This is a genomic window from Shewanella sp. KJ2020 (assembly GCF_024197625.1).
Taxonomy (GTDB): Bacteria; Pseudomonadota; Gammaproteobacteria; order Enterobacterales; family Shewanellaceae; genus Shewanella.
The window spans coordinates 13,616-33,844 of record NZ_JAKUKD010000006.1; the positions used below are offsets into that span (position 1 = coordinate 13,616).

A 20,229-nucleotide genomic window follows, 5' to 3' on the forward strand; every position below is an offset into this window, starting at 1 on the left:
TGCTCAACATTGTCAGGAACAATGTGAGTCCAACTGAACTACCGCGCTTTTAAATTTAACCCGCACAACGAAAAAAGCCTCTGCATTGCTGCAGAGGCTTTCATCTTTATTTGGCGGAGCGGACGGGACTCGAACCCGCGACCCCCGGCGTGACAGGCCGGTATTCTAACCAACTGAACTACCGCTCCAAATTCTTCCTGAACCAATTTTCGACGGGACTCTAACCCGCTAACCCCGGCGTGACAGGCCGCCGATGTTAAAACGATAGTCTAACCAACTGAACTACCGTTCCAAACTTTTTATTACACCGCTACTAGAGCACTATAATTTTAACTTTCAATAACTTGACTGGCGGAGCGGACGGGACTCGAACCCGCGACCCCCGGCGTGACAGGCCGGTATTCTAACCAACTGAACTACCGCTCCACTCAAGTTGCGGAGAATAATACGGTCGAGCCTTGCTAGCGTCAACCGTTTTTTTCACTCCCCTATATCGTTTAGTTAAAATTTCGCCAACCTAATCTAAAAATCCTGACTAATGAATAAAATATCTTCATATTCATCAAACTAACTTTCCCATAAAACCGTTAAATATCCCAAAGAGTATGCTCTGTTTTATCGATGATTATCGAATTCATCGGGCATAGTCAGGTCTATTTCATCCTGGGAAAGTGCCGCGGGTTTATTTTCCGCCGCTTCATCCAACAGGCGCTGCTCAGCCGCGGCTAATGCCTGCGCAAGACTCTGACGCTTACGCCACACAATTAAACCTAACACGCCTAAAATCAACAGCACCGCATTGATGCTAATGATCCAGAACATGGCATCTTGCTTCGCCAGCGCCTCTTCTTCGGCGGCTTTTTGGGCGGCAATGGCGGCTAACACCTCTGGACTGGGTGGAGGCTCAGGCGGTTGCACTAGGTTGAAAAAGAGTTCGGGTAAATCGAGCACTATTTCACGCCCCGTGTGCGTTGTTGTCGCAACAAAACCTTTGATGCGATAACTGCCAAACTCAGAAACGGGCGGTAATATCAACTCAGTGTCGGGTTCTGTTAGCCCATTAAGTACCACGGGCAGCTGCAGCCCAGCGGGACCCACCAATTCAAAAGAAAAATGGGTATCTGCTAGCTGCAACACTGTACTATCGGCGTGCAGCATAATTTTCCATTGACCCGTTAAAGGATCTTCAGGGGTAATCACCTCAGCATTTATCGGCCGCGCGGATAAGGTAAAAGGAAAAGAAACTTGCCGCTCAAACACATTATTACGCGCTTGAACCACAAAATCATATTCCCCCCAGGGCTGTTTAAGGTTTATTTCACTGGTAAATATGCCATCGTCGGGCTTTTCATCGAGCTTTTCACCACTGTCCTTGTAGGAACCGGCAATGATATCGCCGGCGGCAAAGTTTTCATCCCCTGCCCTATGTTTACTCACAAAATGTGCGGTCCATTCAACCAGATAATCTAGACCTGGCATACGGACGCGCTCAGCATCCCCCATAAGCTGGGCAACAATTTTGACCTGTTCCCCTTGAAAAAGCGGTTGAGGCAACGGCTGAACTTCGATTTCAAGCTTAGAGACTTTCTTGATCTTGGAGCCAGGGACGACCTTGCCGACCAACTGCCAAGGCCCTGGCTGTGGCGATTCGATGTAAATCATATCACCGGTAATACCGTCAACCCATTTAACGGTTTCGGGGTGACGACTGGCGTACCACTTACTGCCATCGGGAAGCACTATCACCACGGGGGCAGAGCCGTATTCACGCTCCACCAATAGGGTCATGCTACTCACCATATGATCTATTCTAAAGCGGTTTTTAAGCTCCGAGGCTGTGTCTAATGACACCACTTTTACCTTGGGTGTCTGCGCATTCGTGGCGATCGTGGGAGTGGTGATCGTGGAAGTGACGTTAGTAGGAGTGGCTGTCTTCGGGTTAGCAACAGGCTCAGGCTTATCCGCCGCCCATATGGCGGCACTGGCAAATAGCGTACTTAGCACTAAACCAATCTTGAACAGGGTTGTATGGCGCGACTTGGTCATAACCGATTATCTATCCTCTCCAGAGGCATTTTCCTGATTTTGCGACTAAATCAAGACGTTGTTCATGCGTGACTAGTTCATCGGCCGATGCGCTGATCACTTTAAGATTAAGTGAATTAGGATCAAACCTTTGGATCCCGCCCGCCTCTTGCCCGGCTTCTTCGTTGGATAAATTGAATTTGGTTTGACCGCCCGTCATGATTAAATAGACGTCGGCGAGGATCTCGGCATCCAATAATGCGCCATGGTACTGGCGACGGGAGTTATCGATACCATAACGTTTACACAGGGCATCAAGGTTATTCTTTTGCCCTGGATGCAAAAACTTGGCAATTTCTAACGTATCGAGAATGTCACAAATACTGGCCGTTTTCGGACCTTGTGGCTGCAGCAGTGAAAACTCATGGTCCATAAAGCTCACGTCGAAGTTGGCGTTATGGGCGACAATTTCAGCACCGTCAATAAACTCAATAAATTGCTGGGCGATTTGGTGGAACCGCGGCTCATGCGCCACGCGCTCATCGGTAATACCGTGCACCGCAATGGCTTCGGGATCGATAGCCTGTCCAGGATTAATATACTGGTGAAAATAGCGGCCAGTCAGGCGACGGTTGATGACTTCAACGCAGCCGATTTCAATAATTCTGTGTCCCAAATAGACAGCACCACTGCCCTGGTTCATACCCGTAGTTTCAGTATCCAGAATAATCTGACGACTGGCGTTTGAGATAATATTCATACTTTTATGCGCTTCTTATGACAATTTTTAGTTATACTCGGCCGAAATTCACGGCAATGGTAACAATTCGATGACTGAACTAAAACTGATCCACATCTTCACCGACGGCTCTTGCTTAGGCAACCCCGGCCCCGGTGGCTATGGCATTGTAATGAATTATAAAGGCCATACAAAGGAGATGTCCGACGGTTTTGCCCTCACAACCAATAATCGCATGGAATTACTGGCGCCAATCATCGCCCTGGAAAGTTTAAAAGAGCCCTGCCGCGTGGTGCTCACGAGCGATAGCCAATATATGCGTCAAGGGATCATGACGTGGATCCACAACTGGAAGAAAAAAGGCTGGATAACCTCCAACCGTACGCCTGTCAAAAACGTAGATTTGTGGAAACGCCTCGATAAGGCCTCACAAATACATCAGATTGACTGGCAGTGGGTAAAAGGTCATGCGGGGCATGCAGAAAATGAACGCTGCGATATCCTCGCCCGCACTGCAGCAGAAGCAAACCCGACCCAAGTTGACGAAGGTTACCAACCTTAACTTACTATACTGCCAAGGGTATTTATGCCTCCCCGCCCTTTTACCTAGGAAATATTAAAGAAATTCCCACAAAACTGCACAAATGCCTGCCCTAAAGACGTCGCTTGGCGACTCTTATGGGTAATGCGATAAAATTGCCGCTCCAAGACTAAGCCTTCAATCGTCACTAGGGCTAATTCTTTGCGACTGATGTCTTTATCCAGTGTGAGTTCAGATAATACCCCTAAGCCCGCACCTTGTTTAACGGCCAGTTTTATTGCATCGGGCGTGGTAAAACAGAATTTGGCTTCTGGCTGCATATCCAGTTCATTGGCCGCATTCACAAAATACTCCCTCGTACCCGATCCCTCCTCCCTAAGAACCCAAGATTGACCTCTCACCATAGAAGGTGTAACGGTTTGCCCGGCTAAGGGGTGCGCCGGATGGCAAAATACCAATAACCTGTCCTTATGCCATGCCTCAACATTAAGACGGTTATCGGTGCAATGTCCTTCGATAAATCCCATTTCCGAGCGGAACTGCGCCACGGATTGGATCACATCCTGGGTGTTAGTGATCGCCACATCAACATGGGTTTGAGTATGCTGCTGGCAAAAAGCCACTGCGGCCTTTGCAAGGAGATAATTACCGATAGTGGAACTGGCACTGACACTTAGGTGTCCCACCAAGTCCCCACCTTGAGTGGTAAAAGCCTGCTCAATTTGTTCGACCCGGTGAAGCAACTCAGTTGCCAGTGGCAATAATAAATTCCCCTGTGAATTGAGCTGCAGCCGATTGCCAATCCGTTCGAATAGGCGCGCATTGAGTTGTTTTTCTAATTCAGCCAATGCCATCGACGTGGCCGGAGGCGATAAATTGACTTGCTCCGCCGCTTTAGCAACCTGGCCATTACGTGCTACGGCTTCAAATACGGCAAGTTGCCTTAAGGTAATTCGCATATCAGACTCGTTTCTACACTGCGTTATTTTATATGTTCGGATAAATGCCCTGAACGTCCCGCCGTGGGGGCGGCGGCCCAGTTAGGTTGCAACACTTTGCGTTTATCGCGGATTGGCGTTAATGGCGATTCTAATTTACGCGCCACAATCAGATATAAACTGCCCGTACTCGGTAACCAAGAGGCCAAGGTTTGCTGCATAAAACGCCCTTCATTAAACTCGCCAATTAAGGGGTGATACACTAGACGCTCGTCACTCACCACTTGATACCCCAACAGGCCAAGCCAATCTCGTACCCGTGATGGCATAAAAAAACGCCCACTCCAAGGGAGACAATCTTGATATTTAGGCCACAATTTACCTAAAAAAACCGGGCTTAATGGATTAAACCCCACAATAAACAGATACCCCCCCGCGATCAGCACTCTGTCGGTTTCACGTAAAATGCGGTAGGGATCGGGCTCAAACTCTAACAGTAGACTCATTACCACCGCATCTATAACGCCATTTTGCAGTGGCAGATGACAAAAATCCCCAACGATGGAGGCATTGTCGCTGGCCGTGAGGGAAAAGTGGTGGGCAACGGGTGATTCCATACTCGACAGATCTGCACTTAAAGGGCCGAGCTTCAACAAATGATATCCAAAAACCCTAGGCCACCAATGGGTTAATTTCTCAGCAACCGCTTGCTGTAAGGCGGAACCATTCGGCAAGTCTTCCCATTGCTCTGGTTTGCGTTCAGTACTGAAATACGACACAAAGTTCCTCCTTCCACCATAAAACACTGCCATAGATGAATCGATACGGGGTATAAACACCACCCATTCAATCGCTTCCAATAAAACGGCAACAGTCGCCAAGCACCTTCCACTTGTGGATAATAACCTTATCTTTAAATCGAAATACAGCTATAGGTAGTTCTATGCTCACTATAACAGCGATTAATGCCTTTAATGACAATTATATCTGGGTGTTACAGCAGGGAGATCTACCGCAGGTTTATGTGGTAGACCCTGGCGATGCAAGCGTGGTCATTGCCTATATAGAGGCTCATGAGCTAACACTTGCGGGTATTTTACTCACCCATCACCATAGGGATCATACGGACGGTGTCGCGGAGTTAGTGGCATATGTAAAGCAAACAACCCAAGACGTCCTCAATGTGTATGGACCACACAATGAAGCCATTAACGGGATCAATATACCGCTCGATCCCAGTGTTACCGCAGCGCTCTCACTTCCGTTCCTCAAACAAAAAGTACAACTACTTAGTGTTACTGGCCATACCGCAGGCCATATAGCCTATGTTATCGAAGATGCTCTTTTTTGCGGTGACACGTTATTCAGTGCTGGCTGCGGCCGTTTGTTTGAAGGAACGCCCCAGCAAATGTTTCACTCCCTCAACCAACTGGCAAACCTCCCCGCCAATACTCAAGTTTACTGCGCCCATGAATATACCCTCGCAAATCTTAAGTTTGCCCTAACGGTCGATCCAAACAACACCGTCTTACAGGCATACGCTCGACAAGCTGCCGAACTGCGTGCACAAGGCAAGGCAACCATCCCCTCTAACATCGCATTAGAACAAGCCATCAATCCGTTTTTACGCACAGATGAGCTAAATATACTGAGTAGCATAAAACAGCATTTCAACATTCAAGATCCCAGTAAATTAGATAAACTCACCTGCTTTACCCTACTTAGGCAGTGGAAAGATATTTTTTAGCAGAAACAGTTTCATTTCCGCTTGAAATTTATACAGTTTTTCCCACCTTTGATAAGGTAAGTCAAGAATAGCCTTACACTATGTGAGATAATTAAGGGACAAGATAGAAAAGATCCCATAGAATGACTCGTTTTTGCGTGAATACTTTGCGCTCTGTGTTGTCGTTATCTTCATTAAAATTATTGAGTTAGCAATAGCGCTAATATAAATGAAGCCCTGACAATGCACTAACAGAGGACTACCGTTTTCCATGAGAGTATCACTTTATGTTGTAGTAGGGGGATTTGCCCTGCTCACTGGTTGTCAGACATTAGACAACCACGAGGTTACTAAGCCAGAAGCTGAAACCGTCGCAACCGAAAATACAGTCCCACAGTATTACCTCGCATCCCCAGCCGAGTCGGCTCAAATTACCGATGTGTGGGAACGAATTCGTCAGGGAATGCAATTACCGATCCCGGATCAGAAATTGGTTAATCAATACCGTGATTGGTACATTAAGAACCCAAAGCATCTAGAAATCATTTCAGAGCGCGCGGCGCCCTACATGTACATGATTGTGGAAGAGCTTGAAAAGCGTCATCTTCCTATTGAGATTGCACTACTACCCATTATCGAAAGTGCCTTCGATCCTTCGGCCTCATCTGCCAGTGCCGCTTCGGGTTTATGGCAATTTACCACACCTATGGCCAACCATTTTGGCCTAGAAATGAACTGGTGGTACGACGGGCGCCGCGATGTCCCGGCATCCACAGTGGCGGCGTTGGATATGCTGGAATATCTCTACGAGAAAACCAATAATAATTGGCTCTATGCTTTCGCCGCCTATAATTCCGGCGAATCTCGAGTACTCAATGCCATTAAACGCAATGAGGAAAAAGGGCTTGAAACCGATTTTTGGTCTCTTAATCTACCCAAAGAAACCGAACGCTATGTGCCTCAATTACTCGCACTCGCCGAAGTCATCAAACATGCGGATGAGTATGGCATCAGCTTAGCCCCAATTGAGAACAGCCCTACCATTGAGGTTGTGGATATCGATAGCCAGATTGATCTTGCGATGGCCGCAGGGCTCGCCAATATGACCCCCCTTGAGCTGCAAAAACTCAATCCAGGTTATAACCGTTGGGCAACCTCACCATTGGGTCCGCACACTTTAGTGCTACCAATTGATAAATCTGAAGAATTCAAAAAAGCCCTCGCAGAAACAGAAAGCGAAGCACGGGTCAGTTGGTTGAGATACACCATAAAACCCGGCGATAGCATTGGGGTGATCGCAAAAAATCACCATACGACCATTGCCGCCATCCGTGCGGCTAATGGGATGAAAAACAATACTATTGTGGCAGGTAGACATTTGATCATTCCGGTATCTGCGGATGATAAACAGCTATACGCCATATCAACGAGCCAAAAATTACCGAAGAAAACTCGGGCTCTAGCAACGGGGCCCCAGTTGACCTACAAGGTGCAATCAGGCGATACCCTATGGGAAATTGCCCACCAGCATAAGGTAAGTGTAAAGCAGCTAACAGCATGGAATCATTTGAGTAAAGACAGCAAATTGCATGCTGGGCAGCAACTCACCATCATAGCGCCACAGGCTCCAGTGGCGGCGGAACAAATTCGGACTGTGAGTTATAAGGTGAAATCCGGCGATTCATTAGCGCGGATCGCCAGCAAATTTAATGTCACTATAGCCGAGTTATTAGAGTGGAATAGCTTAACGTCATCGCAATATATCCAACCCGGTCAAGTGTTAAAACTGGTGGTTGATGAGAGCAAGTTAAGCGCTTAATTGCTTGGCTTAAGCTCGACAGATAAATAAAGGCAGCGACCTCTGGACGCTGCCTTTGTTTTTAGTGCTAGGCACAAAAGTGCTCAACTATCTAAAATGACTATTCGGTAACTGCAAAAAACAGCTTCAAGGGCGTTCCTTTAAAAGCCACCTAACTTTTTCAGTAGAGAATCCTTCAATTTATCCTTGGCCTTATCTGTTTCTTCCTTCAACTGATTGTTGAGTAATGCCTGAGTATCTAAGGCATATTCTGGCTTTTGGAAAGTCCCTGTAATGGCCAATGGGATATCAACTCCTACCAGAGCATCTTTCTCACTTCCGCCCTGACCTTTAAGTGAATTAACCAAACTGGTCGTTAATTTATAGTCCAATGATTCGGTCAATAAATTTGCACTGCCCTTGCCCGCTAATCGTAGTAAGGGTGAGGACATAGCAAGGTCGGGATTGGTTGCGATACCGTTTTCAAGGGAAAAATTCCCCGTCAGACTCGAGAAGTCGGTTTTACGCTCTTCTTTCGTATCTGCCGATAAATCCCCCTTTAACTTAGCCTGAGCACTGCGGATCATCTGTGGAATATTAACGCCGTAGAGGGCGCCATCGGTCACATCAAAGCGACCATTTGCGAGCAGATTTTTCTTTAACTGTTCAGGGATCAAGCTCTTACCCTTTCCCTTAATATTGATATTGGCGGTTCCTGCTAATAAATCCACTTCGGCTAAATCTTTAAGTAATGCTCTAACTTGTACACCCGTCACTTGCTTATCAAATTGATAACTCGCCACACTCTGGCGTGCATCCACTTGCGCATTTACCATCAACTTACCTTGGTATAAATCGGCGGTTAGCTGTTTTAGATCAACGACCCCGCCTTTGACGCCTAAGTCTAGCAGCCAATTTTGAGTAGCAAGATTGGCGACCTTAATGGATTTTACCGCCAACTTAAGCTTCATATCGAGGGACTTAAGCGCACTCAAATCAGGTTCAGAGGCTTTGGCGGCAGTGGTTGCCTGAGCGGTTTTTTCTGTTCCTTCTGTTGTTGCGGATTTTGGCAATAGGGCATCAAGATCGATATCACCCACTTGGAAATCGGCATTAATTTGCGGTACTTTCCCGCCGTAATTCAGCGTTAATTGACCCGAAGCACTCATATCCGCGGCGCTCAGCTTCACAATATCCGCAGACAATTGCTTTTTATCTAAGGCTATTTGAGTGTTTAGACTAATTGCGGTGCTCACTTTTTGATTAGGGATGCTGTCACCTTCAATCACAGTGTCAATATTAAATTTATCAATAACTAATTGATTGAAATCTGCACTCAGTTTAATTTCCCCTTCCCCTTTACTGCTCACTTTCATCTCGGCTAAGGATGCCGTAAATTCGTAGGCTATGGGGGCAAACTTATCGAGGGAAAATGCGCCTAAGGTTAAGCTCTCTAGGGTAAATGTTTGCGTCTGCCCCTTAGCCTCATCGATCAAATTGATTTGTGTGTTGGTGATAGCAACACCGCCCACTTCGATACTGGCAAGCTGAGTTTTAGTGGCAGGTTCATTGGCTGGGCTAGCTTTAGCCGCAGAATCGCCCGTTAATCCATCTAAACTTGAGCTGCCATTCTTGCGGGTAACTAAATTGATTGTCGCGCCGTCCAAACTCAATTGGGCAATTTCAATCTCTTTACTCAGGAGTGGCATCAAGGCAACTTCCGCTATGGCTTTATTCACGTCAAGCATAGACTTAGGTGTAAAACCCTCAGGATTTGAGAGAGAAATTCCCCCTAAATTAATGCCAATAGTGGGGAAAAATGTCCATGAAAGATCATCACTAATCACTAACTCGCGACCCGTTTGTTTTTTCACGGCGCTGACTATTTCAGGTTTAAAGTCATTCGGATCAAAAAATACCGTGAGATATAAGGTAACGACCAATACTAAGGTCACCAAAATAGCTAAAAACCACTTAATCAATTTCATATAAACATCCTTATCGATAACAATCTTACATTCAAGTATCGAGCCTTAGTTTAAAAAGGCAAAGTTCAACGACTCCTCGCTGATGGCGATCCCATTTTGATCCGCATAAATCATCATCCCGGGTTTAACGAGTACGCTCCCTATTTCTATAGGCACATTCACTTGTCCTTGGTTCAATTTATCTGTCTTTATCGGCATAGCACCGAGTGCATAGACCCCAAGGTTAAAGGTTACCAATCTCGCCGCATCGCGGATATAGCCATTGATCACCACGCCCTGCCAACCATGATCTAACGCACTTTGGGCAATAAGATCACCTAGTAGCGCCCTACGGGCCGAACCGCCGCCATCGACGACCAACACTTTGCCATGACCATCCTGTGCCAGCACCTCCTTCACTTTAGAGTTGTCTTCAAAGCACTTCACAGTCACAATCTCGCCCCAAAAAAGACGTTTTCCACCAAATGCAGTAAAGGTGAGCGGTAATAGGGTGAGCTTCGAAGGATAGTGGTCGAACAAATCAGGTAATAGATCAAGCATTTGAATCTCCGCACTCGTTAAAAATTTAGACTACCCATTATTGTAGACCTCGACAAGGCCAAAACAAAAACGGCACAGTTTTTATTTAATTTTGACTTCTAATTGCTTGGTGAAAATTGGCATTCACATTATAATCTGTGACAGTTAACATCCTGTGACAACCTCTTAGGGTTTTTACCTAAGTGATATCATTATTTAGTTCCTCTATTTTCTTTGTTATAAAGCGAAAACCAAATGACTACTGATCTTGATTTACAGAGCGCAATCGCGGCTCTTGATGAATATGGATATGATAAAAAAGTCTCAGCGGATCTTGAGCAAGCCCGTAACAAACAACAGATGGGAAAATATATCAAGTCCCTCGACTATAGTTTACGTCGACTATTGATATTGCAAGAAACAGTTAACGAATTAGTCGAAGAAAAGAAACATCAACTTGCATTGCAAGAGCATGTTCAAACCTACAAAACAAAGATTATCAATTTATCTCGGGAATTTAACATTTCCTATGAGGATGTCTTAGCTATCATGGCAGAGTTAGCTAATAAAAAATAATCTCATCTTTAAGCCTTTTTATACTGTTCATATACTCAAAAATTAGCCCTGTAATCTAGAGCCGTTGAGCATTATTGAGTAAATGAGATCTTGGTACTGTAAAAGAAAAGAGGCTAGATAAAATATCCAGCCTCCTAGGTATAACCTGTTATTTATCTTGCATCAGCTGACGGATATATTTCACTGGCGCACTGCCATAACTTAAGAATTTCTCATGGAAGGTCTTAAGATCAAAATCCTTATCCTTGGCCTTTTTGTATTCTTCACGGAAATCATAGATCTCACGATAGCCTGAATAATAACTGGTGAGCTGAACTTGACTTAGCGTTGCACGGCGCCACTTACCTTCAGCTTCTGCTTGCTGTTGAAATGCTTCATCCATCATCAAGGCTATCGCCTCTTTTTCAGTCATACCTTTTACATGGATGCTGTAGTCTAAAATTGTGTTACAGATAACTCTCAAGTTCCACTTGTAATACATGAGCCACATTTCAGGTTCAAAATCACCGTAGCCTTCCTCGAGCATCATGCGTTCGGTATATACTGCCCAGCCTTCAACCATAGCCCCATTACCAAATAAACTCTTCACAAGGCTTGGCGACTCATTAGAATAAACCAATTGAGTATAATGCCCTGGAATCGCTTCATGGATATTAAGGATCTGCAAAATCCAGTGGTTATACTCACGTAGATAACTTTCAGCGGACTCATCGCTCATATCATCGAGTGGCGTCACATTGTAATAGGTATTACCTAATTTCTCATACGGACCAGGGGCACTGATAGAAGCTCCTGCGAACCCACGCATATATTCTGGGGTTTCACGTACGACTAACGGTTTTTTAGGGTCGAGGGTCACTAAGTTTTTCTGATTAACAAAGTCGATTAACTGTGGAATCTGTTTACGCACCTCATTCACAAAGTCGTCACGTTTAACATGTTGGGTCGATAATTTATCGATTAACTGACGAATGGCGATTTTATTATCCGCAGGTTTTGGCGTGGTGAAATATTTAGACCAAAGTTTATCGGTTAACTTGGTCATTTCACCTTGAACTCTTTCTTTATCGGCCATGGCCTTTTCGTAGAGTTGCTTTGCCGTCATGCCCGCTTGAATATCGAAGGCAAACTTCTGTTCGTATAATGCCTCTCCAATCCTAAAGCTGCGGGCGCCGTCTTTTTTGAGTTGCGATACTAGGTTATTAAGCCACGTAATATGCCCGTTGATTGCCACCGTTGCCGCATCGAAACGCGTCTTAAATAAGGCTTTTTCACTATCGCTCAAACCAGAATCGGCAACTTGCTTTAATAAATCATCGGAGAAAACAGAAAATGCCCCTTGGTTCTGCATGATGGCAAGTTCAGTATGCTCTAGGGTGGGATGATTGATATTAGCCTGCGCCGCGGCGTAATAAGCTGGAATATTTTCCATACGCGCAAGCACCGAACGCAATCTATCATCTAGCGGGGCGAAGTTCTCGTTGATAATTTGGGCAAAACCACCCGCGACATTATAGTTTGAGGGATCCCACTGCCAGGATTTAAACGTAGTGATATCCCACGCCATACTGCCCAATAAATTATTGATTAAGTGGTAATCAATCAATTCATTGGCGCTTAAGGATTGTTGATCAAACTTGGCGAGGGCTGCCTGCTGGGCGCTAACAAAAGCTAAGGTTTTAGCACGGCTAGCTTCATTAGGTATATCAAGGTAGCCATCATTGACATGCTTACCACTGTATAGTGCCCAAGTGGGTGATAATTCCCACAGGGAATCGATAAAAGCATTACTAAATTGTGCAAAGCTTGTGGCTTGAGCTTCTGCGGTAACCGCAGCTGCGCTGGTATTGGTCTGAGATTGGCAGCCAACAATACCGGCGAGCGATAACAGTATCGCAAGGGAGAGCGTAGTTTTTTTCATTATATTTCGTCCTTTATACTATGATGTTCGAGCCCAAGTTTTAAATCAGCTCACTTAACGCTTTAAATCAACTCACTTAGCAGTATGCCAAGGGCAATGACACACAAGTGTGGCAATTAAAAATGCACTAAGTTAATCATATTGCTTCAGTAATTGCAGCTATGTTGCCACAGAATACATGCTCAGTTACAAATTTGTAGTTCAGGCATAACGCGCAACGAAGGATAAATAGCAAGCGCGTATCTAAGACAATCAAACATAATCAAGGGGGGATGAGCAAAGATCATTTCTGGTAAATCCTGCAATATTCGCCTTTTATTTACTACCGCCTGCTATAATACCGAGCTGCTTCGCTGTTGAGTCACACTTAACAGTTTGCCTATGAATTATTTATTTGAGACACCCAATGCCATTTTCCAAACTTGGATTAAGCGAACCGATTGTAAAAGCCATTACAGAACTCGGTTATTCAACTCCGACCCCCATTCAAGCTAAGGCGATCCCCGTTATCCTCAGCGGCAGAAATGTGCTCGGCGCCGCACAAACGGGCACAGGTAAAACCGCCAGTTTTGTGTTACCGCTGCTGCAAATGTTTGCCGATAGCCCCAAAATCCGCCCTAAGCGAGTACGCGCTATTATCCTTACGCCTACCCGTGAACTTGCGGTACAGGTTGAGGACAATATCAGCCAATACGCAAAATATCTGCCGCTGACCTCCATGGCCATGTACGGCGGCGTCGATGCTACGCCACAAAAAAAGCGCTTAATTGAAGGCGTCGATATCCTAGTGGCGACCCCTGGTCGATTACTCGATATGTACACCCAAAGAGCCATTCATTTCGATGAATTATCTGTACTGGTATTAGATGAAGCCGACCGAATGCTCGATATGGGATTTATTGAAGATATCAATAAAATCATCGAAAAATTGCCGCCACAAAGGCAAAACTTGCTCTTCTCGGCCACCCTGTCAAAGCAAGTGCGCGTATTAGCTAAGACCGCCGTTGAAAATCCTATCGAGATTGAAATTGCACGAAATGCTGCCACGGCGCCACAAATAGATCAGTGGCTCACCACGGTCGATAAAGATAAAAAATCTGCGTTACTCAGCCATCTGATTAAAGAACAAGCGTGGGATCAAGCGTTAATTTTTATCCAGACCAAGCAAGGTGCCGCCAAATTAGTCAGTCAGCTTGAAAAGCGCGATATTAGCGCCGAAGCCTTCCACAGTGGCCGCAGCCAAGCGGTGCGTGAGCAGCTTTTAGCCGATTTTAAGTCCGGTAAACTGGCATTTTTAGTGGCGACGGGCGTCGCATCCCGCGGTATCGATATCGATGCCCTCACCCGGGTTGTTAACTATGATCTGCCCGATGAAGCCGATGATTATATTCATCGTATTGGGCGTACAGGCCGCGCCGGCGAGCAAGGTGAAGCCCTATCCTTTGTATCAAAGGACGACTTTAAAAATCTGTGTGCGATTGAGCGCCGCTTAGGCCACCTTATCGTGCGTAAAGAAATCGACGGATTTGCCCCTAAAAAAGAAGTGCCAATCTCCATTCTCGATTTTGTGCCTAAACATAAGCCGGAGAAAGTGTTTCGCCCAACAGACTCGGCTTCGGGAACTTACCGCAGTGCAAAGGAAGGCACTTTCGAGACGGCTAAGGCGAAAAAGCATCGCAGTGCAAAACCGCAACCCAAGTCAACGCCGAACGCGACTTTGCGTCCAACAAGAACTGCGGCCCAAAGTCCAAAGCAACAGGACAGTTGCGCCCCTTTTAATCCATGGACCAGCGGACCTAAAACTAAGTAATTCAATCAAATAGAAGCTAATACTATGATTATTTTCACAACAAATATCGGCGAAATCGGCATCGAGCTGGATCTTGAACATGCGCCCGTTACTTCCAAAAACTTTCTCCGTTACTGCGAAGAAGGCTTTTATGAACACACCATTTTCCACCGGGTTATCAAAGGCTTTATGATCCAAGGCGGTGGTTTTACCGCCAAGATGAAAGAAAAACCGACCCACGATCCCATAGTCAACGAAGCCAATAAAGGGCTTTCAAACGTCCTTGGTACTATTGCGATGGCCCGCACCGATGCACCGCACTCGGCCACGGCGCAGTTTTTTATCAATACCGCGAATAATGATTTTCTCGACCATACCGCAACCACCAATAACGGTTGGGGTTATGCTGTCTTTGGTAAAGTGGTCGCTGGGCTCGAGGTGGTGCAGCAAATTGAAAAGGTCAAAACCACTAAGGTCGCAGGCCATGAAGATGTGCCACGCGAACCTATTATTATCGAGAAAGTGACCATTACAGAGTAATTTGCGCACATATACACCCAAACAACCTGAAGATGCAGGCTTCGTATCTTCAGCTAGCTTGGGTATAAAAAGGGAGCTTATCGCTCCCTTTATTTTTCATTGCGGTCAATCAATATCCTTGAGTGGCCATAATACGATATGATCTTCGATATCTTTTACCCTGCGCTCATCAATCACTTTGCCTTGAATTGACATGCCCGCAAGGTGCATCGCCTCTTTCGATCCTGTGATTAACGGGTGCCAACTCGGCAAGCCACGTCCAGCGGCAAGCCGGCGATAGGCACAGCTATCGGGCAGCCATGTCAGTTGATTGATATTATCTAAGGTGATCACTGTGCATTGGGGAACATAGCTAAATCGGTCACTGTAATGCTGACAACTAGCGCTATTATGATCGAGCAATAAACAGGCCGCATTGGTGTAATACAAGTCTTCGGTTTCATCGTCGATCAATTTATTTAAACAACATTTACCACAGCCATCGCAGAGGGATTCCCACTCTGTTGCTGTCATTTGCGCTAATGTTTTACTCTGCCAAAATGCCATGTTCGAAACTGTCTTCCAATAAAAAACCCGCTCAATGCGGGCTATTTTACACTAATTTGTTGGGGATGCTTAATTCTCTCCGATAGATACACAACAGAAATGCCAAAATAGTCAGCGCTATTCCTGCCAGGGCTATCACTGTCAGAGCTATCACTGTCAGAGCCATCACTGTCAGCGTTATCCCAATGCAATAGGGCACGGTAATTACCATAAACCAGGTATTTTCGCCCTTTTATCCCATCGGGCATAATCAGTGAGGCGTTAATATCTTCACGATTGGGGAGATCGGTATTATCAAATTTGCGAATACCCAGACCTTGCCACTTAGCTAAGGATTGGCGTTTATCCAAACCCACTAGCGCTAAATCTATAGTGGCAGGTGCTTGCACTTGCCTGCCCCAGGTATCATCGCCCTGCCAACCTTGGTGGTTTAGCAGATTTGCAGCCGTGGCAAAAGCATCACTGAGGTTGCCCCAAATATCTTTCTTACCATCGCCGTCCCCATCTTGGGCATAGGCAAGGTAGTCTGTCGGCATTATCTGGGTTTGTCCCATCGCACCGTGCCAATTGCTTTTAAGATCGTCAAACCCCAAATGGTCTTTATCCATGATCGACAATGCCGCCATAAACTCCTTTTGGTAAAAGTCTTGTCGCTCACTATTAAAGGCCTGTGATGCCGTCACAGATAATACGGGATAATTCCCTGCATTTTCACCAAAATCGGCGACGAGTCCCCACAACGCGACCAAAAATCTTGGCTGAACTTGATATTTATCAGCAATATGATTAAGCACTTGCTCATGTTCTTTAAACAGCACCCGCGCCGTGTTGACTTTCCATTCGGGCACCACTTGGGGTAAAAAGGTATCGAGATTTTTAGCGTCTTCTGACTTGGTATTGTCGGTGGCACCGGCTTTTTTAAAGCGTTTTATCTGGGGGAAAGCGCTATCTAAGGTGGCTTGGCTAATGCCCTTTGCACTCGCCTCTTGTTTTAACTGTATAAGATAATCGCTAAAACTAAGATTTGTGCGGTTTTCTTGCCCCAGTGCAGGCGGACTTATCAGGGGCAAGATAGCGAATGTACATGCGACAACAGGGTAAATGATGGTTCTTGGCATATCCCATTCCGCTGAATTATCAATCTTTGATCCCAAGACTGTGTTTATGCTCGGCCAATAAATTAACCTGTGGCGGCGGAATTTGTAAATAGTAGCCATTCTCTTCCAGCGCAGCTCTGACCTTTTGTATATCAGCCATCCCTAATGAGTCACGTTTAGCGATAGGAAATACCATCACTAATTGTGGCACACCAAACATGTCCATCAAGGCAACGGGGACATCTTCAAAACAATCTCGTTTCTTCACGAATAAGTAAGTGTCAACCTTTCGACTACTTTTATAAACGGCACATAGCATAAGTGTATCAATATCCAATAGTTCAAACTTGCCAGTCAATGGGGCACACTATAACATGGTCGCCTAGTAATTTAATTGTAAAATCAGCGAACCGACTGATGATTTCTTAAGAAGAGTGCCGGGATGCCAAAACCTAGCTTAGAGTTAAAAGGTGCTTCTTTTACTCTTTCAGTACTTCATATTAATAGCAGCGACTTACATGCTGTCATGGCTGAATTAGATAGCAAATTGGCACAAGCCCCTCAGTTTTTTCTGGGTGCTCCTTTAGTCGTTAATTTGAGCGCCATACAGGATAACGATTTCGATTTGCATGGCTTAAAAGAGTTATTGCTTTCACGCCAGTTAGTGATTGTCGGGATCACGGGGGCCACAACCGTTCTCAGCAATCAGGCTAAAACGCTTGGATTAGCCATTGTAAAAGCCGGTAAGCAGAGCACTACCCCCCCCCCTGCGCCGCGCCAAACCAAGATCGTTAAGCAGAATATCCGCTCAGGTCAGCAGGTCTACGCAAAAAATGGTGATTTAATCATATTTGGTGCCGTTGGCAATGGCGCTGAAGTCATTGCCGATGGTAGCATTCATATCTATGGCGCATTACGGGGAAAAGCCATGGCTGGCGCGGCGGGAGATCCGACTGCCGTCATCATAGCCCACTCCCTTGAAGCCGAACTCGTTTCGATAGCTGGGCAATATTGGCTCGCTGAAAATCTACAACAACATAGCACAGATAAAAGCGGCTGCATTCGCTTAAACGGCGAGTCGCTTATGGTTGAATCATTGCCCCTCTAAATGGCAGAACAAAGGATAGAGAGAAACATGGCACAAATTATTGTTGTCACTTCAGGTAAAGGCGGTGTCGGTAAAACCACATCGAGTGCGGCGATCGCCACCGGACTCGCAATGCAAGGACACAAGACTGTCGTTATCGATTTTGATATCGGCTTACGAAATCTCGATTTGATCATGGGCTGCGAGCGTCGTGTCGTTTATGACTTCGTCAATGTGATCAACGGTGAAGCCAATCTTAATCAGGCACTCATCAAAGACAAACGCTGCGAAAAACTGTTTGTGCTGCCCGCATCGCAAACCCGCGATAAAGATGCGCTGACCAAAGAAGGCGTGGGCCGTGTGCTCGATGATTTAGCGCAAGACTTTGAATTTATTATCTGCGATTCCCCAGCAGGGATTGAGCAAGGCGCTATGATGGCACTGTATTTTGCCGATATCGCCATTGTCACCACCAATCCAGAAGTGAGTTCGGTGCGCGACTCAGATCGTATTTTAGGTATGCTACAGAGCAAATCTCGCCGTGCAGAACTGAATTTAGAGCCGATAAAAGAGTTTTTACTGCTGACTCGCTATTCACCGAGCCGCGTGAAATCCGGTGAGATGTTAAGTGTTGACGATGTTAAAGAAATCCTCGCAATTGAATTGTTAGGCGTGATCCCTGAGTCACAATCAGTACTCAAAGCCTCAAACTCAGGCGTGCCTGTGATTATCGATCAAGAAAGCGATGCTGGCCTCGCCTACAGTGACACGGTCGCGCGCCTATTGGGTGAAGATGTTCCAGTACGCTTTATTACGGAAGAAAAGAAAGGTTTCTTACAACGGATATTTGGTAGCTAATTATGTCTTTACTCGACTATTTCAAAAGCAAGAAAAAGCCTAGCACTGCGGTAATGGCAAAAGAGCGACTACAAATTATTGTGGCTCATCAACGTGGTCAACGGGACACCCCCGATTATTTTCCACAAATGAAACAAGAAATTATTGCGGTTATTCGCAAATATGTGCAGATTTCTGATGATCAAGTGTCAGTGCAGTTAGATCAAAACGACGATAATCTGTCGGTACTCGAGCTTAACATCACTCTGCCAGACAGATAAGTCGAGCTTTCCCAAGCTGGTTCAAGGTGTTCAGGTATGAGTTTCGCCATCTTGGACTGGTTTGGATATATACGTCATCCCCAAATGGGGGATGACGTTTTTTGCCGCCTAGGGTTTACGCTAAGACTAAAGCTCAAGTTTGGCTAATGACTGCGCGGCTAATTCACCACGCCAGCCACATAACACTGCGGGTAAATCGCCCTGCTGATTATCCCAACGCCACTGCAGATATTCATGGATATGCCGTTTAGACGCTAACATTTCCTGTGGAACTTCATGGTGTTCACACAATTCTGCCAAACAGGTTTTAATGCTCTTAAAAGCCGATTTGTAGCCGGATTTTAAGGCTAATACATCGACTAACTCGGGTAGATTGACCAGATCCGCCGTTTGCATGATCCGCAGTATCTCTTTACCGTGAATACGCTTTTCCTGCTCGGTTAAGTCGTTGAGTTTCATTAACTCGGCGATGCTTTTAGGCTGTTTTTTAGCAAGAGCTATCAGCCCATGGTCCTTAATCACAAACCCTAAGGCAAGATCCCGGGCTAAGGCTTTTTCAAGGCGCCATTTAGCTAATACCTTAAGATAGGCTAATTGGATCTCATTCAATTGAAAGGCATTTTTAACCTTTAAATAGGCGGTATCTAGATCCGGGGCCGCTAAGCGCCCCTCTGTCATCCGCTGGCCTTCCTCGTATAACCAAGTTAATCGCCCCTGGGCGCTGAGTTTGGCTTCAAGTTGTGGATAGAGTTGATATAAGAAGAGGACATCGTTCGCCGCATAGGTCAGCTGCGCTTCACTTAAGGGACGTCGTATCCAATCAGTACGGGATTCGCCCTTATCAATCACTTCACCAAGGCAAGTTTCCACCAGCTTAGCGTAACCCACGCCATGGCCCATACCACATAAAGATGCCGCAATTTGGCTATCGAATAAAGGTGCTGGTTGACACTGACCATAGTGCGCAAATACTTCTAAGTCTTCACTGCAAGAATGTACTAACTTGATAATATTGGGATTATCGAGCAAGGCCCAAAATTGCGATAGATCGGGTAGTGCCACTGGATCGATCAAGGCTAAGGTGTGGCCATCATAGGCCTGAATGAGGCCTAATTTTGCATAATAAGTCCGAGTACGAACAAACTCGGTATCTAAGACGAGTATTTTACTCTGTTGATATTGGGCGACGAGGGCATTAAGGCCCGCTGCATCGCTCACATACTGAAACGCTGACAAATTCTTCTCCAGTTCCTGTGGGGTCAATCACAGTCCATAAAAACA

Annotated in this window: 20 protein-coding genes and 2 tRNA genes; 9 read left to right on the top strand and 13 right to left on the bottom strand. The window is 45.8% G+C overall.

What is annotated here, in order from left to right; genetic code table 11:
- Positions 1 to 111: 111 nt before the first annotated feature.
- The 4 genes from MJO46_RS03480 to dnaQ all read right to left on the bottom strand — a co-directional run bounded on the left by MJO46_RS03480 (position 112) and on the right by dnaQ (position 2,785).
- A tRNA-Asp gene (locus tag MJO46_RS03480) sits at positions 112 to 188 on the bottom strand.
- A gap of 161 nt (positions 189 to 349) precedes the next feature.
- Positions 350 to 426 (bottom strand) — tRNA-Asp (locus tag MJO46_RS03485).
- 189 nt (positions 427 to 615) lie between these two features.
- Complete coding sequence (locus MJO46_RS03490; protein WP_253988134.1) at positions 616 to 2,046, bottom strand: TIGR03503 family protein; 1,431 nt, start codon at positions 2,044 to 2,046, stop codon at positions 616 to 618.
- A gap of 10 nt (positions 2,047 to 2,056) precedes the next feature.
- Complete coding sequence (dnaQ, locus tag MJO46_RS03495; RefSeq protein WP_253988135.1) at positions 2,057 to 2,785, bottom strand: DNA polymerase III subunit epsilon; 729 nt, start codon at positions 2,783 to 2,785, stop codon at positions 2,057 to 2,059.
- A 70-nt stretch (positions 2,786 to 2,855) separates the two neighbouring features.
- Between dnaQ and rnhA the strand changes: the two genes are divergently transcribed.
- Positions 2,856 to 3,326 (top strand): ribonuclease HI, encoded by a 471-nt coding sequence (gene rnhA / locus MJO46_RS03500; protein WP_198783222.1) that lies wholly within the window; start codon positions 2,856 to 2,858, stop codon positions 3,324 to 3,326.
- A 44-nt stretch (positions 3,327 to 3,370) separates the two neighbouring features.
- Here rnhA and MJO46_RS03505 read toward each other — a convergent pair whose 3' ends face one another.
- Together MJO46_RS03505 and MJO46_RS03510 are read right to left on the bottom strand one after the other, a co-directional pair.
- Entirely contained in the window at positions 3,371 to 4,264 is an 894-nt protein-coding gene (locus MJO46_RS03505; RefSeq protein ID WP_253988136.1) for a LysR substrate-binding domain-containing protein, read from the bottom strand.
- A gap of 23 nt (positions 4,265 to 4,287) precedes the next feature.
- Positions 4,288 to 5,022 carry a class I SAM-dependent methyltransferase gene (locus MJO46_RS03510; protein WP_253988137.1) on the bottom strand — a complete coding sequence of 245 codons (735 nt, stop codon included), beginning with the start codon at positions 5,020 to 5,022 and terminating at the stop codon, positions 4,288 to 4,290.
- Between the two features lie 164 nt (positions 5,023 to 5,186).
- Between MJO46_RS03510 and gloB the strand changes: the two genes are divergently transcribed.
- Together gloB and MJO46_RS03520 are read left to right on the top strand one after the other, a co-directional pair.
- Positions 5,187 to 5,990: a hydroxyacylglutathione hydrolase gene (gene gloB / locus MJO46_RS03515; protein ID WP_253988138.1), complete on the top strand. Its 804-nt coding sequence runs from the start codon at positions 5,187 to 5,189 to the stop codon at positions 5,988 to 5,990.
- A gap of 250 nt (positions 5,991 to 6,240) precedes the next feature.
- Positions 6,241 to 7,788: a LysM peptidoglycan-binding domain-containing protein gene (locus MJO46_RS03520; protein ID WP_253988139.1), complete on the top strand. Its 1,548-nt coding sequence runs from the start codon at positions 6,241 to 6,243 to the stop codon at positions 7,786 to 7,788.
- A 140-nt stretch (positions 7,789 to 7,928) separates the two neighbouring features.
- On the opposite strand, the gene MJO46_RS03525 is transcribed toward MJO46_RS03520, so the two are convergent.
- Together MJO46_RS03525 and MJO46_RS03530 are read right to left on the bottom strand one after the other, a co-directional pair.
- Positions 7,929 to 9,755, bottom strand: a complete 1,827-nt coding sequence (locus MJO46_RS03525; protein ID WP_253988140.1) for an AsmA family protein — start codon at positions 9,753 to 9,755, stop codon at positions 7,929 to 7,931.
- Positions 9,756 to 9,800: 45 nt separating this feature from the next.
- On the bottom strand, positions 9,801 to 10,295 hold the full coding sequence (locus MJO46_RS03530; RefSeq protein WP_253988141.1) for a putative 4-hydroxy-4-methyl-2-oxoglutarate aldolase: 495 nt from the start codon (positions 10,293 to 10,295) through the stop codon (positions 9,801 to 9,803).
- A gap of 234 nt (positions 10,296 to 10,529) precedes the next feature.
- Here MJO46_RS03530 and MJO46_RS03535 point away from each other — a divergent pair, with 234 nt between their 5' ends.
- Positions 10,530 to 10,850, top strand: coding sequence for a hypothetical protein (locus MJO46_RS03535; RefSeq protein ID WP_007648425.1), 321 nt, complete (start codon positions 10,530 to 10,532; stop codon positions 10,848 to 10,850).
- A 148-nt stretch (positions 10,851 to 10,998) separates the two neighbouring features.
- On the opposite strand, the gene MJO46_RS03540 is transcribed toward MJO46_RS03535, so the two are convergent.
- Complete coding sequence (locus MJO46_RS03540; protein WP_253988142.1) at positions 10,999 to 12,771, bottom strand: DUF885 domain-containing protein; 1,773 nt, start codon at positions 12,769 to 12,771, stop codon at positions 10,999 to 11,001.
- A gap of 406 nt (positions 12,772 to 13,177) precedes the next feature.
- Between MJO46_RS03540 and MJO46_RS03545 the strand changes: the two genes are divergently transcribed.
- Positions 13,178 to 14,581 (top strand): DEAD/DEAH box helicase, encoded by a 1,404-nt coding sequence (locus tag MJO46_RS03545; protein ID WP_253988143.1) that lies wholly within the window; start codon positions 13,178 to 13,180, stop codon positions 14,579 to 14,581.
- Between the two features lie 24 nt (positions 14,582 to 14,605).
- On the top strand, positions 14,606 to 15,100 hold the full coding sequence (locus MJO46_RS03550) for a peptidylprolyl isomerase (RefSeq protein ID WP_253988144.1): 495 nt from the start codon (positions 14,606 to 14,608) through the stop codon (positions 15,098 to 15,100).
- A gap of 105 nt (positions 15,101 to 15,205) precedes the next feature.
- Here the strand turns inward: MJO46_RS03550 and MJO46_RS03555 are convergent, their stop codons facing one another.
- From MJO46_RS03555 to MJO46_RS03565, 3 genes are read right to left on the bottom strand one after another with little or no spacing between them, the layout of a single operon-like run.
- The gene (locus MJO46_RS03555) at positions 15,206 to 15,646 is read right to left on the bottom strand and encodes a YcgN family cysteine cluster protein (protein WP_253988145.1); all 441 of its coding nucleotides are present in this window, start codon (positions 15,644 to 15,646) and stop codon (positions 15,206 to 15,208) included.
- Between the two features lie 41 nt (positions 15,647 to 15,687).
- A complete protein-coding gene (locus tag MJO46_RS03560; RefSeq protein ID WP_253988146.1) occupies positions 15,688 to 16,764 on the bottom strand; it encodes a lytic transglycosylase domain-containing protein in 1,077 nt (358 codons plus the stop codon).
- Between the two features lie 19 nt (positions 16,765 to 16,783).
- The gene (locus tag MJO46_RS03565; RefSeq protein WP_253988200.1) at positions 16,784 to 17,062 is read right to left on the bottom strand and encodes a YcgL domain-containing protein; all 279 of its coding nucleotides are present in this window, start codon (positions 17,060 to 17,062) and stop codon (positions 16,784 to 16,786) included.
- A gap of 123 nt (positions 17,063 to 17,185) precedes the next feature.
- Here MJO46_RS03565 and minC point away from each other — a divergent pair, with 123 nt between their 5' ends.
- Genes minC through minE form a run of 3 tightly spaced genes read left to right on the top strand, consistent with a single transcriptional unit; the run spans position 17,186 to position 18,948 of the window.
- On the top strand, positions 17,186 to 17,851 hold the full coding sequence (gene minC / locus MJO46_RS03570; RefSeq protein WP_253988147.1) for a septum site-determining protein MinC: 666 nt from the start codon (positions 17,186 to 17,188) through the stop codon (positions 17,849 to 17,851).
- A gap of 27 nt (positions 17,852 to 17,878) precedes the next feature.
- On the top strand, positions 17,879 to 18,688 hold the full coding sequence (minD, locus tag MJO46_RS03575) for a septum site-determining protein MinD (RefSeq protein WP_253988148.1): 810 nt from the start codon (positions 17,879 to 17,881) through the stop codon (positions 18,686 to 18,688).
- A gap of 2 nt (positions 18,689 to 18,690) precedes the next feature.
- Positions 18,691 to 18,948, top strand: a complete 258-nt coding sequence (gene minE, locus MJO46_RS03580) for a cell division topological specificity factor MinE (protein ID WP_198783209.1) — start codon at positions 18,691 to 18,693, stop codon at positions 18,946 to 18,948.
- Positions 18,949 to 19,074: 126 nt separating this feature from the next.
- On the opposite strand, the gene rnd is transcribed toward minE, so the two are convergent.
- On the bottom strand, positions 19,075 to 20,184 hold the full coding sequence (rnd, locus tag MJO46_RS03585) for a ribonuclease D (RefSeq protein ID WP_253988149.1): 1,110 nt from the start codon (positions 20,182 to 20,184) through the stop codon (positions 19,075 to 19,077).
- Between the last annotated feature and the right edge of the window lie 45 nt (positions 20,185 to 20,229).